The sequence below is a fragment of the Streptomyces sp. NPDC008079 genome (assembly GCF_042957385.1).
Taxonomy (GTDB): Bacteria; Actinomycetota; Actinomycetes; order Streptomycetales; family Streptomycetaceae; genus Actinacidiphila.
Genome location: NZ_JBIBIC010000022.1, coordinates 37,317 through 49,148, shown reverse-complemented (window position 1 = coordinate 49,148; position 11,832 = coordinate 37,317). Strand labels below are relative to the sequence as shown.

Annotated in this window: 12 protein-coding genes; 4 read left to right on the top strand and 8 right to left on the bottom strand. The window is 73.6% G+C overall.

Going from position 1 to position 11,832, the window contains the following annotated elements:
* The first annotated feature begins 80 nt into the window (after positions 1-80).
* Positions 81-629 (top strand): DoxX family protein, encoded by a 549-nt coding sequence (locus ACFZAM_RS32365; protein WP_355335630.1) that lies wholly within the window; start codon positions 81-83, stop codon positions 627-629.
* 273 nt (positions 630-902) lie between these two features.
* The gene (lnt, locus tag ACFZAM_RS32360) at positions 903-2,429 is read left to right on the top strand and encodes an apolipoprotein N-acyltransferase (RefSeq protein WP_391051168.1); all 1,527 of its coding nucleotides are present in this window, start codon (positions 903-905) and stop codon (positions 2,427-2,429) included.
* On the opposite strand, the gene ACFZAM_RS32355 is transcribed toward lnt, so the two are convergent.
* Complete coding sequence (locus ACFZAM_RS32355) at positions 2,401-3,321, bottom strand: Gfo/Idh/MocA family oxidoreductase (RefSeq protein WP_355335634.1); 921 nt, start codon at positions 3,319-3,321, stop codon at positions 2,401-2,403. The genes lnt and ACFZAM_RS32355 overlap by 29 nt on opposite strands.
* Before the next feature lie 206 nt (positions 3,322-3,527).
* On the opposite strand from ACFZAM_RS32355, the gene ACFZAM_RS32350 reads away from it, so the two are divergent.
* The gene (locus ACFZAM_RS32350; protein ID WP_391051165.1) at positions 3,528-4,016 is read left to right on the top strand and encodes a hypothetical protein; all 489 of its coding nucleotides are present in this window, start codon (positions 3,528-3,530) and stop codon (positions 4,014-4,016) included.
* Positions 4,017-4,140: 124 nt separating this feature from the next.
* Here the strand turns inward: ACFZAM_RS32350 and ACFZAM_RS32345 are convergent, their stop codons facing one another.
* The 7 genes from ACFZAM_RS32345 to ACFZAM_RS32315 form a co-directional block, all read right to left on the bottom strand.
* Complete coding sequence (locus ACFZAM_RS32345) at positions 4,141-4,677, bottom strand: hypothetical protein (protein ID WP_391051163.1); 537 nt, start codon at positions 4,675-4,677, stop codon at positions 4,141-4,143.
* Between the two features lie 27 nt (positions 4,678-4,704).
* On the bottom strand, positions 4,705-5,385 hold the full coding sequence (gene ung / locus ACFZAM_RS32340) for a uracil-DNA glycosylase (protein WP_355335794.1): 681 nt from the start codon (positions 5,383-5,385) through the stop codon (positions 4,705-4,707).
* A gap of 156 nt (positions 5,386-5,541) precedes the next feature.
* Positions 5,542-6,507, bottom strand: coding sequence for an aldo/keto reductase (locus ACFZAM_RS32335; protein WP_391051161.1), 966 nt, complete (start codon positions 6,505-6,507; stop codon positions 5,542-5,544).
* Positions 6,508-6,666: 159 nt separating this feature from the next.
* Positions 6,667-7,425: a glucose 1-dehydrogenase gene (locus tag ACFZAM_RS32330; RefSeq protein WP_391051159.1), complete on the bottom strand. Its 759-nt coding sequence runs from the start codon at positions 7,423-7,425 to the stop codon at positions 6,667-6,669.
* Between the two features lie 58 nt (positions 7,426-7,483).
* Positions 7,484-8,245, bottom strand: coding sequence for a 3-oxoacyl-ACP reductase FabG (gene fabG, locus ACFZAM_RS32325; protein ID WP_391051157.1), 762 nt, complete (start codon positions 8,243-8,245; stop codon positions 7,484-7,486).
* A 165-nt stretch (positions 8,246-8,410) separates the two neighbouring features.
* A complete protein-coding gene (locus ACFZAM_RS32320; RefSeq protein ID WP_355335651.1) occupies positions 8,411-8,794 on the bottom strand; it encodes a DUF3037 domain-containing protein in 384 nt (127 codons plus the stop codon).
* Positions 8,791-9,612 (bottom strand): HipA family kinase, encoded by an 822-nt coding sequence (locus ACFZAM_RS32315; protein ID WP_355335654.1) that lies wholly within the window; start codon positions 9,610-9,612, stop codon positions 8,791-8,793. Before ACFZAM_RS32315 ends, ACFZAM_RS32320 begins: the two co-directional genes overlap by 4 nt.
* A gap of 30 nt (positions 9,613-9,642) precedes the next feature.
* Here ACFZAM_RS32315 and ACFZAM_RS32310 point away from each other — a divergent pair, with 30 nt between their 5' ends.
* On the top strand, positions 9,643-11,790 hold the full coding sequence (locus ACFZAM_RS32310) for a prolyl oligopeptidase family serine peptidase (RefSeq protein ID WP_391051155.1): 2,148 nt from the start codon (positions 9,643-9,645) through the stop codon (positions 11,788-11,790).
* Positions 11,791-11,832: the final 42 nt, after the last annotated feature.

Genomic DNA, 11,832 nt, shown 5'->3' with positions numbered 1-11,832 from the left:
GGGTCCGCGAAGACTGGGAGCAGCCCGGCGGTCCGGAGTCGGACCGGTACCGGGGCCCGGCACCAGGAGAGGACCCGGTCATGGCACTCGCGCACCGCAAGGACATCGGACTGCTGGCGTTGCGCGCGGGGACCGGCGGGGTGCTCTTCGCGCACGGCGCGCAGAAGCTCTTCGGCTGGTTCGGCGGCGGCGGGATCGACGGCACCTCGGCGGCCATGGAGCAGATGGGCTTCAAGCCGGAGCGGGCGAGCGCCGTCGCGGCCGGGCTCGGCGAGGCGGGCGGCGGGCTGCTGCTGGCCCTGGGGATCGCCACCCCGGCCGCGGGCGCGGCGGCGGCCGGCGCCATGGCGGGCGCGGTCTCCGTCCACGCCCCCGCCGGTTTCTTCAACACGTCCGGCGGCTACGAGTACCCCGCCTTCCTCGGCTTCTGCGCCGCCGCTTTGGGTGTCACGGGACCCGGCCGCTACTCTCTGGACCATCTGACCGGCCATGTCCTGAACCGCCCGTGGGTGGTGGCCGCCGCCTTCACCGGCTCGGCAGCCGCCGCTTTCACGGTCGTACGCCGCCGCGCCGTCGGCAACGGTCCCGCGCCCGAGGATCTCGCCGTGCTGGAGGACCAGGACGGCTGAGCCGCCCGCGGACCGGTGCGGGGAACGCCGTACCGACCGGGGCAGCGGCACGCGCGGCGGCCACCGGCGGGGTGCGCGGCGACGCGCGGGCGGCGGCAGGGACACGGCGGCACGGGGACGGCGGCATGCAGACGACACGCCGTCGTCCGCATGCCGCCATCCGCGCAGGGTAGGCCGGAGCCAGGAACGCCGGAGCGGATTCGGCGCGGATGGCGGCGTGCGGACGGAACAGGGCGGAACAGAGCGACAGTGAACGGCGGCGAGGGAGCACGCATGACGGTGACGGCCCAGGAGCAGCGGTCACGGCTGTCCTCGCCGTGGGCGCGCGGGCTGGGCGCCGCCGCCGCCGGGGCGCTCCCGGCGCTCGCCTTCCCCGCGCCGTCGCTGTGGTGGCTGGCGTACGTGGCGCTGGTGCCGTGGATGCTGCTGGTGCGCTCCGCGGGCAGTGCGCGGCGGGCGGCGCTGGACGGCTGGCTGGGCGGCGCGGGCTTCATGCTGGCGGTGCACCACTGGCTCTTCGCGAGTCTGAACGTGTTCATCGTCGCGCTCGCCCTGCTGCTGGGCGCGCTGTGGGCGCCGTGGGGCTGGCTGGTGCGCAGGCTGTTCGGCGAGGGCACCGGGTCGCGGCGGGCCGCGGCGGCGATGGTGCTGGTGCCGTGCGGCTGGCTGATGGTGGAGCTGGTGCGCTCCTGGCAGTATCTCGGCGGCCCCTGGGGACTGCTGGGCGCCAGCCAGTGGCAGGTGCGGCCCGCGCTGCGGCTGGCCTCCGTCGGCGGGGTGTGGCTGGTCAGCCTCCTGGTGGTGCTCGTCAACACCGCGCTGACCGCGCTCGTCGCGGTGCCCGCCGTCCGCAGGCCCGCGGCGACCGCGCTGGCCACGGCCGCCGTGCTGACCGGCATGGTGTGGCTGTGGGCACCGCACCCGCAGCAGTCCGGCGCCGTGCGGGTCGCGGTCGTCCAGCCGGGCGTCGTCGTGGGCCCCGAGGCCCGGATCGACCGGCAGGTGGCGCTCACCCGTGGCCTGGTGGGCAGCCACCCGGATCTCGTGGTCTGGGGTGAGAGCAGCGTCGGCTTCGACCTCACCTCGCGGCCCCAGCTGGCGGAGGAGCTGGCGGCCCTCTCCCAGCAGGTCGGCGCCGACATCCTGGTCAATGTCGACGCGGAGCGCGCGGACGGCACCGGCATCTCCAAGACGTCGGTGCTGATCGGCCCGGACGGCGTCACCGGACCCACGTACGACAAGATGCGGCTGGTGCCGTTCGGCGAGTACATCCCCTTCCGGTCGCTGCTCGGCTGGGCCACCTCGGTCGGCAAGGCCGCCGGTGAGGACCGGCAGCGCGGCGACCACCAGGTCGTGATGGACACCGGGACGGTACGGATCGGGCCGCTGATCTGCTTCGAGTCCGCCTTCGCCGACATGAGCCGCAATCTCGCGGACAAGGGCGCCCAGGTGCTGGTGGCGCAGTCGTCCACGTCGTCGTTCCAGGGGTCGTGGGCGCCCGCGCAGCACGCCTCGCTCGCGGCACTGCGGGCAGCGGAGAGCTGGCGGCCGATGGTGCACGCGACCCTGACCGGGATCAGCGCCGTCTACGACGCGAACGGCCACCCGGTCGGGCAGCGGATCAGCGAGAGCAGCAGTACGGCGCGGGTCTACGCGGTGCCGCTGGCCACCGGCCGCAGCCCGTACGACCGGTTCGGCGACTGGGTGCCGCGTCTGGCGCTGCTGCTGGTCGTGCTGGCCGCCGCCTACGAGATCCGGCGCGTGGTGCTGGTCAGGCGGTCAGCTCCCGGACCTCGGTGACGACCCGCTCGCACAGCTCGTGGGTGCGCAGCGCGTCCTGGGCGTCGAGGTGCTTGCCCGCGCGGACGGCGTCGAGGAAGGCCAGGGTGATCTGCTCGATGCCGCGCTGCCGGGCCACCGGCACCCAGTCGCCCCGGCGGCGTACCGTCGGCTGGCCCTTGTGGTCGATGACCTCGGCGAGATTCAGCACCTGACGGCGGGTGTCGTCACCGCTGACGTCCAGGCTCTCCTCGGTGGACCCGCTCATCCGGTTCATGGAGCCGATCGCGGTGAAACCGTCACCCGACAGGTGCAGCACGATGTGGTGGACGAGGCCGGCACGGACCTTGGCGGAGACGTGGACGTCCCGGACGGTGCCGGGGGCCAGGAAGCGCAAGGTGTCGACGACGTGGATGAAGTCGTCGAAGATCATCCCGCGGGCCTCTTCGGGGAGGCCGACGCGGTTCTTCTGCATGAGGATCAGGTCGCGCGGGTGGTCGAGACACTGCGCGTAGGCGGGCGCGTAACGGCGGTTGAAGCCCGCCATGAGCGGGACGCCGCGCTCCTCGGCGAGGGCCACCAGTTGCCGTGCGCCGTCCAGATCGCGGGCGAGCGGCTTGTCGACGTAGACGGGGACGCCCGCTTCGATCAGCCGTCCGGCGATCTCGACGTGGAGGTCGGTGGGCGCGTGCACGAAGGCGGCGTCGAGGCCCTGGTCGAGCAGCGTGTCCAGTGAGGTGTGGCGGTGCGGCAGCCGGTAGGCGTCGCCGATCCGGTCGAGGGTCGCCGGGGTGCGGGTCTGGAGGTGCAGTTCGAGGTCCGGCTGCGAGGCGAGGACCGGCAGATACGCCTTCTGCGCGATGTCACCGAGCCCGATCACGCCGATCTTCCGTGGGGCGCTGCCGGATGCCATGCGCTGCTCCTGTCGTTCCTTCTCGCGGTGTCCCCGCAGCATACGGGGACGGTTCGGGAACGCTTCCGGGGCCTTCGGGCAGCGGGCGTACGGCGCGGCCCCGCGGCGGACCGGCCCCGGACGGGTGAGCGCGCGGTACGCCCCGCCCGGCCGCTCACCCCTGCGGGGCATACCCGGCTCCGCCATGTTTCGGCACAGTTGTCGGAATGCGCCGCCTACCCGTGGTCGTGTTCCTGGTGGCGGCCTCCGCCGCGGCCGGGTGCACCACCGTCTCCGCTCCCCCGGCCCCCGTCCCCGTCCCCGCTCCCGTGCCCGGCAGGGCCGCGCCGCGGGTGGCGGCGCCGGACGGCGGGCCGCTGGTGCCGCGGCCCGACCATGTGCTGCTGGAGACGGCCGAGCCGGATCCGGCCCCTTCCAGGACGCCCTCGCCCGAACCGGAGCGCGGTGCCGGTGGGCCGGGCGGCCGACCGGGCACGGGCCCGTACTCCGCAGGTCAAGGGCCGCGGCCTGGCCCTGAGCCGCAGCACCGGCCGGTGCCGCGCTCCCGCTCGGTGCCGCCGCCGAGGTCCCTCCCGCGCGGACCGGCAGCGGCGCTGCCCGGCGCCGCCGACGTCTGCGCGCTGGGCGAGACCTACGGCGGCTGGGCGAAGGACGGGGACGCGGCCCGGATCTGCCGTCAGTCCTACGGCCGGTGAGCCGGACCGGACGGGCGGCACGGCTCGCGACGGCTGACGGCCGAAGGGTGATGGGGGACCGCTGACCCCTGCCCCCTGACGGCTCACGGCTCACGGCTCACGGCTCACGGCTCACGGCTCACGGCTACGGAAGCTGGTCGGAGCCCAGCAGCCGCAACTCCATCCGGGCCACGGCGGCCCGCACCCCGTCCCCGTACGCGTCCTCGGCGAGCGCGTCGCACGCCTTGCGGGCCAGGCCGAGGTGGCTGCGGGCCAGCCGGTCCTCGTCCACCTTCGCGTAGGAGGCGGCGAGATTGAGGTGGAGCGAGGGGTAGAAGCCGCGGATCTGCGCGGCGCCGGTGGAGCGGCCGGGGCTGTCGGGGCCGCCGGGGCTGTCGGGGCCCCCGCGGGGCTCGGTGCCGCCGCGCGCCGTGACGGCGTCGGCGGCCCGCAACGCCCGCAGGTCCCAGGCCAGTTCGTCCTCGGGGTCGTCCTGCGTGTCGGCCATGTAGTGCGCCAGCGTGCAGCGGTGCAGGGGGTCGCCCCGCTCCCCGATCTCGTCCCACAGCGCGCCGAACCGGGTTCTGGCCTCCTCCCGGTCCCCGGCGTGCAGCAGCATCACGACCTGTCCGATCCTGGTCATGATCGCGTCCGGTCCACCCGGCTCGTCCCGTCGCTCCACCCGAGCCTCCTCGCCTCACCCACGAAGCTAACTCGCGGACGCCCCGAGATCGGGGATGCGCCAGTCGATCGGGGTGTGCCCCTGGTCGGCGACGGCCTTGTCGATCTGGGTGAAGGGGCGGCTGCCCATGAAGAGCTTCGCCGACAGCGGCGAGGGGTGCGCGCCCTGGACGACGGCGTGCCGCTCGGTGTCGATCAGCGGCAGCTTCTTCTTCGCGTAGTTCCCCCACAGGACGAAGACGGCCGGGTCGGGGCGGGCCGCCACGGCCTTGATGACCGCGTCGGTGAACTTCTCCCAGCCCTTGCCCTTGTGCGAGTTGGCCTCGCCCTCGCGGACCGTCAGCACCGCGTTGAGCAGCAGGACACCTTGATCGGCCCACGGCATCAGATAGCCGTTGTCCGGAATGGGGTGGCCCAGCTCCTCCTTCATCTCCTTGAAGATGTTCCGCAGCGAGGGCGGCGTCTTCACGCCGGGCCGCACCGAGAAGCACAGCCCGTGCCCCTGTCCCGCGCCGTGGTACGGGTCCTGACCGAGGATCAGCACCTTGACGCGGTCGAACGGCGTCGCCTCCAGCGCCGCGAAGACCTCGTCGCGCGGCGGGAAGATCCGGTGCTCCTCCCGCTCGGCCTCGACGAATTCGGTGAGCTGCTGGAAGTACGGCTTGTCCAACTCCTCGCCGAGAACGGTCTCCCAGGAGTCGGGCAGCATGCTGGGCACGTCAGGAACCTCCGGCAATCGATCCGTTTGCTACTGCCCCAGAACGTACCGCCACCCACTGACATCCCCGCACCCCCGGCCAACTCACCGGCCGGCCCGCCGATCAGCTCACCGATCCGCGTCGGCGGCCTCACCCGCCCGCCGCGCTCAGACGGCGTCCAGCCGGGCCCGCAGCTCCGGGTCGAGGTCCAACTCCACGGCGCCCAGGGCCTCTTCGAGCTGCGCGAGGCTGCTCACCCCGACCACGGGAACCACCGGCAGCGCGCCGCCCATCTGCCAGGCCAGGACGACCTGGTTGGGCGTCGCGCCCGCCTCGGCCGCGACCTCCCGCAGCACTTCGAGCCTGCGGTGCGACAGGGGGTGGTCGTACTGCGCGAGCAGTTCCTTGTCGGTGCGGGTGTACGCACCGCTCATCAACGGCCCGTACGCCATCAGCGTCATGTCGTCGTTCGAGGCGACCAAGTCCTGCATGTCGTCGCGGGCGTACCACTGCGCGCCCCACTCGCCGCCCGGCACGGGCCACAGGTAGGTGTAGCGCTGCTGCACGCACGTGTAGCCGGGCAGCCCGTGGTCGGCGGCGTACTGCCGGGCCGCGCCGACGCGCCAGGCGGCGTGGTTGCTGCATCCCAGGACGCGGGTGCTGCCGCCGCGCACGACGTCCGCGAATGCCTGGACGGTCTCGGCCATCGGCACGTCGCGGTCCTCGACGTGCGCGTAGTACACGTCGACGTGGTCGGTGCCCAGCCGCCGCAGGCTGCCCTCGATCCCGGCCTCGATCGCCTTGGCCGACAGCCCTTCCCAGGCGTCGGGCCACACGGCCGTCGATCCGACGGGCGGCCGAGCGCCGACCTTGGTGGCGACGACGGTACGGTCCCTGGCGCCGCGGCTGTGCAGCCAGCGGCCGAGCAGCAGTTCGCTCTCGTCGCCGGTGCCGCCGGGGGCCCAGACCGAGTAGTTGTTGGCGGTGTCGACGTAGGTGCCGCCCGCCTCGGCGAAGCGGTCCAGGATTGCGAAGGACGTGGCTTCGTCCACGGTCGTGCCGAACGGCAGGATGCCCAGGCACAGGGCGCTGACCTCGGGCCCCGCGCCTCCTGCGAGTGTGCGGTAACGCATGTGCGGTCTCCGTAATCCGTAACGTGGGAAGTCCTCGGCGGGCGACCGTCGCGGTCACCCACACGAGGACTGTGCACGTTGGAGTACGGACGAAGGCAAGCCCGCGCGTCCGGGCCGCGTTCGTACGGGCCGGCTCGCGGACCCCTCGGACGGCCGCCGCTACGCGACCCCCGCCTGGAGGAAGAGCCCGCCGTCGAGGACGAGATTCTGCCCGGTGATCCAGCTCGCCTGGTCGGAGAGCAGGAAGGCGGCGGCGCCGCCGATGTCCTCGGGCAGACCGAGCCGTTTGAGCGGGTACGCGGCCGCGGCCTCCGCCTCCCGGCCCTCGTACAGCGCGGCGGCGAATTTCGTCTTCACCACGGCGGGCGCGACGGAGTTGACCCGGACGCCGGGCGCCATCTCCGCGGCGAGCTGCACCGTGAGGTTGATCATCGCGGCCTTGCTGATGCCGTAGGCGCCGATGAGCGGCGAGGGGGCGAGGCCCGCGACGGAGGCGACGTTGACGATCGCGCCGCCGTTCTCCTTCTGCCACGCCTTCCACGTCTGCTGGGCGAAGCCGAGCGCGGAGATGACGTTGGTCTCGTACACCTTGCGGGCGACGCCGAGGTCGAGGTCGGCGAGCAGCCCGTAGACCGGGTTGGTGCCCGCGTTGTTGGCGAGGTAGTCGACGCGGCCGAACGCCTCCATGGTGCGTTCCACGGCGACGGCCTGGTGCGCCTCGTCGTGGGCCTTGCCCGCGACGCCGATGGCGCGGTCGGCGCCGAGCCTCTCGACGGCTTCCTTGAGCGCGTCCTCGTTGCGCCCGGTGATGCACACCCGGTCGCCGCGGGCGACGAGGGCTTCGGCGATGCCGTAGCCGATGCCCCGGCTGGCGCCGGTGACGAGGGCGACGCGCCCGCTGTCGGGGGGCTGGGTCATGGTCTGGGGCCTCCGGCCTGTCGGTTGTGGGGGTGTCACTCGGTCGGCGCGGCGCGCGTCAGTCGAGCGGGCCACCGGCCACGTACAGGACCTGGCCGGACACGAAGCCGGCCTGCTCGCCGGTGAAGAAGGCGATGGCGTTCGCGACGTCGTCGGGGACGCCGACCCGCTGGACCGGGATCTGGGTGGCGGCGGCGGCCTTGAAGTCGTCGAAGCCCATGCCGACGCGCGCGGCGGTGGCGGCGGTCATGTCGGTGGCGATGAAGCCGGGCGCGACGGCGTTGGCGGTGACGCCGAACTTGCCGAGTTCGAAGGCGAGGGTCTTGGTGAAGCCCTGGAGACCGGCCTTGGCGGCCGAGTAGTTGACCTGGCCGCGGTTGCCGAGCGCGGAGGACGAGGAGAGGTTGACGACGCGGCCGAACGCGGCGTCCACCATGTGCTTCTGGACGGCGCGGGTCATCAGGAAGGCGCCGCGCAGGTGCACGTTCATGACCGTGTCCCAGTCGGACGCGCTCATCTTGAACAGCAGATTGTCGCGGAGCACGCCCGCGTTGTTCACCAGGATCGTCGGCGCGCCCAGCTCCTGGACCACCTTGGCGACGGCCGCCTCGACCTGCGCCTCGTCGGACACGTCGGCGCCGACCGCGATGGCCCTGCCGCCCGCCGCGGTGATCGTCTCGACGGTGTCCTTGCAGGCGCTCTCGTCGAGGTCGAGTACGGCGACGGCGCGGCCCTCGGCGGCCAGGCGCACCGCGGTGGCGGCGCCGATTCCGCGCGCGGCACCGGTGACGATCGCGACGCGCTGCTCGGTGGTGGACATCTGATCTCCTCAGCCCTGTGGTGCGGCGCCGTCCGTGCCCGGCCCGCGCCTGGCACATGAGCGACCGCTTAGTAGGTCCCGTTGCCGAAACCGTAGGAGCGCCGTGACCCTGTGTCAACGCCACCACGGCCGATGTGGCTCAGGGCACGGCTTTGACGAGATGACTCAGCGCACCAACAGCTCCAGCAGCCGGTCCGCCTCCCGGCCCGCGTCCGCGGTGAGACCGGTGTGGATCGGGCCCGGCTGCACGATGGTGCTGCGCGGCGCGGTGAGCCAGCGGAAACGGCGTCCGGGGTCGTCTCCCGCCGCCTGTCCCGCCCGCTCGCCGCCCTCGCAGATGTCCTCGTAGCCGCGCAGCGCCACCCGCACGCCGAGCACGTCCACCTCCGCGTCCAGGCAGCGCAGCCTGGCCTCGTCCAGGTGCACACGGGCCCCGACGAAGCCCTGCGCGCGGCAGTACACCAGCACGCCCGCGTTGATCATCTCGCCGCGCTCGATCCGCGGCACCACGCGCACCAGCGCGTACTCGAAGACGTCCCGGCCGGTCACTGGGCGTTCTTCCCCTCGACCCAGGTCCGCAGCCACTCCGGCGGCGGCTGTTTCTCCTCCTGCCGGGGCGCGAGCGTGGTCCGCAGGTGTACGTCCCCGGCGCGGGCCAGCAGCAGCTCGCGGTAGGCGCGGCGTACGTCGTCGGGCGAGTCGAACCCCGGCTCGTCGGTCAGCCACTCGTCGGGGACCAGCGCGGTCACCTCGGCGAGCAGCGCGTCGGTGACGAGTGGCCCCAACTCGGCCGCCGCGGCGGCCGGATCGGGCGAGAAGCGGGACAGCGCGTGGTCGGCGGCGTTGTACGGCTTGTCGGAAGCGGCTCGCGCCGTACGCCAGTTGTGGTGCCAGATCAGTGAGGCGCCGTGGTCGATGAGCCACAAGTCCCGGTGCCAGACCAGCATGTTAGGATTCCGCCACGATCTGTCGACGTTGCCGATGAGCGCGTCGAACCAGACGATGCGGCTCGCCTCCGCGGTGTCCACGGGGAAGACCAGTGGATCGAAGCCGAGAGATCCGGGCAGGAAGTCCATTCCGAGATTGAGCCCGCCGCTCGCCTTCAGCAGATCCTGGATCTCCTGGTCGGGCTCGCCGGGCGCGATGGCCGGATCGAAGTGGAAGCGCACCAGCTCCGGCACCCGCAGCCCCAGCCGCCTGGCCAGCTCGCCCGCGATCACCTCGGCGATCAGCGCCTTGCGGCCCTGGGCCGCGCCGGTGAACTTCACGACGTACGTACCGAGATCGTCGGCCTCGACGACACCGGGCACCGAGCCGCCCTCGCGCAGCGGCGTCACATAGCGGATGCCCGTCACTTCTCTCAACATCGCTCCAGGCTAATGGGCCAGAGTCCCCTCATGGACACCGATAACCCGGCACCTGACCTCGCGCGTGACCCGGCGCGCGCCCCGCTCCGTACCCCTTCCGGCGGCCTGCCCCGCCAACTCGCCCGCACCCAGCGCTTCTCGCTCGGCGTGCCCCGCTCCTTCACCCTCTCCCCCGACGGCGGGAGGCTGCTCTTCCTGCGCACCCGCGGCGGCGAGGACCGTACGAGCTGTCTGTGGCTGCTCGCGGACGGCGAGGAGCGGCTGCTGGCCGACCCGGACGCGCTCGGCGCCGCGCCGGGCGAGGTGCCGGAGGCGGAGCTGGTCAGGCGCGAGCGGACCAGGGAACGCAGCGGCGGCATCGTCGCGTACGCCACCGACGCCGCCGCGCGCACCGTCGTCTTCGCGCTGGACGGCGCCTTGTGGACGGTGCGGACCGACGGCGGCGCGGCGCGCCCGGTCGCCACCGCCGGGCCCGTGGTCGACCCGCGGCCGGACCCGGCCGGGCGGCGCGTGGCGTATGTGACGGAGGGCGCGCTGCGGGTGGCCGACCTCGACGGCGGCGCCGATCTGCTGCTCGCCGCGCCGGAGACCGCGGACGTGACGTACGGGCTCGCCGAGCACGTGGCGGCGGAGGAGCTGCACCGGTACCGCGGCCACTGGTGGTCGCCCGACGGCGCCGCGGTCCTGACCGCCCGCGTCGACACCGCCCGCGTCCGACGCTGGTGGATCTCCGACCCGGCCGATCCCGCCAAGCCGCCGCGCGCGGTGCCCTACCCGACGGCGGGCACGGCCAACGCCGATGTCTCGCTGCACGTGCTGGGCCTGGACGGGAGGCGCACCGAGGTCCGCTGGGACCGCGCGGCGTACGAATATCTGACGAGCGCGGACTGGGACGCGCACGGCCCGCTGCTGGCGGTCCAGAGCCGGGACCAGCGGACGGTACGGGTGCTCGCCGCCGACCCCGGCAGCGGCGGGACGCGGCCGCTGCACGAACAGCGCGACCCGGCGTGGGTGCAACTGATCCCCGGCACGCCCGCCAGGACCGCGTCCGGCGCGCTGGTGCACACCGCGGACACCGGCGGGTCCCGGCGGCTGACGGTCGGCGGCGAGCCGGTGACGCCGGACGGTCTGCACGTCCGCGAAGTCCTCGGCGCGGCGGGCGAGTCGGTGCTCTTCACCGCCTGCGACGAGCCGACCGAGGAGCACCTGTGGTCGTACGACCGCGAGCGCGGCCCCGTACGGCTCAGCTCCGGACCCGGCGTGCACACCGGCCTGCGCGCGGGCGGCACGCTGCTGCTCGACTCCCGCACCGAGCGCGGCCACCGCACGACGCTGCTGCGCGACGGCGGTCAGGAGACCGCGGTCGGCTGCCTGGCAGCGGAGCCCGTCCTGACCCCGCGCGTGACCTGGCTGCGGGCCGGTGAGCGGGAGATCCGTACGGCGCTGCTGCTGCCGTCCTGGTACGAGCCGGGCGGCGGGCCGCTGCCGGTGCTGGTCGCCTCCTACGGCGGGCCCGCGATGCGGCTGGTGACGCGCGGCGGGGGCTGGTCGATGTACGAGGCGCAGTGGTTCGCCGAGGAGGGCTTCGCGGTGGTCGTCGCGGACGGGCGCGGCACACCGGCGCGCGGCCCGGCCTGGGAGAAGACCGTGCGCGGCGACTCGCTCAGCGCGCCGATCGAGGACCAGGTCACGGCGCTGCGCGCGGCGGCCGAGCACTGCCCCGACCTCGACCTCGGGCGGGTCGGGATCCGCGGCTGGTCGTACGGCGGCACGCTGGCCACCGCGGCGGTGATCCGCCGGCCCGAGGTCTTCCACGCGGCGGTCAGCGGCGCGGCGCCGAGCGACCAGCGGCTGTACGACACGCACTGGCGGGAGCGCTTCCTCGGCCACCCGGACGAGGAGCCCGCCGCGTACGACCGCTCGTCGCCGATCGGCGAGGCCGCGGACCTGCGGCGCCCGCTGCTGCTGGTGCACGGTATGGCGGACGACAACGTGGTGGTGGCGCACACGCTGCGGATGTCAGCGGCCCTGCTCGCGGCCCACCGCCCGCACCAGGTGCTGCCGCTGTCGAACGTCACGCACTCGCCGACGGACGAGACGGTGGTGGAGGGACTCCTGAGGCACCAGGTGAACTTCTTGCGTGCGGCGTTGAACGTTCCGGAGCGGACGCCCGTATGAGACAGCACGCGTGACACCACGCTGCCGGGCGGTTTCCCTCCA

Bases quoted from the DNA above. Each gene is read 5' to 3' on its own strand.
- ACFZAM_RS32365 (WP_355335630.1), top strand. From the start codon at position 81: ATGGCACTCGCGCACCGCAAGGACATCGGACTGCTGGCGTTGCGCGCG.
- lnt (WP_391051168.1), top strand. From the start codon at position 903: ATGACGGTGACGGCCCAGGAGCAGCGGTCACGGCTGTCCTCGCCGTGG.
- ACFZAM_RS32355 (WP_355335634.1), bottom strand. From the start codon at position 3,321: ATGGCATCCGGCAGCGCCCCACGGAAGATCGGCGTGATCGGGCTCGGT.
- ACFZAM_RS32350 (WP_391051165.1), top strand. From the start codon at position 3,528: ATGCGCCGCCTACCCGTGGTCGTGTTCCTGGTGGCGGCCTCCGCCGCG.
- ung (WP_355335794.1), bottom strand. From the start codon at position 5,385: ATGCTGCCCGACTCCTGGGAGACCGTTCTCGGCGAGGAGTTGGACAAG.
- ACFZAM_RS32335 (WP_391051161.1), bottom strand. From the start codon at position 6,507: ATGCGTTACCGCACACTCGCAGGAGGCGCGGGGCCCGAGGTCAGCGCC.
- ACFZAM_RS32330 (WP_391051159.1), bottom strand. From the start codon at position 7,425: ATGACCCAGCCCCCCGACAGCGGGCGCGTCGCCCTCGTCACCGGCGCC.
- fabG (WP_391051157.1), bottom strand. From the start codon at position 8,245: ATGTCCACCACCGAGCAGCGCGTCGCGATCGTCACCGGTGCCGCGCGC.
- ACFZAM_RS32315 (WP_355335654.1), bottom strand. From the start codon at position 9,612: ATGTTGAGAGAAGTGACGGGCATCCGCTATGTGACGCCGCTGCGCGAG.
- ACFZAM_RS32310 (WP_391051155.1), top strand. From the start codon at position 9,643: ATGGACACCGATAACCCGGCACCTGACCTCGCGCGTGACCCGGCGCGC.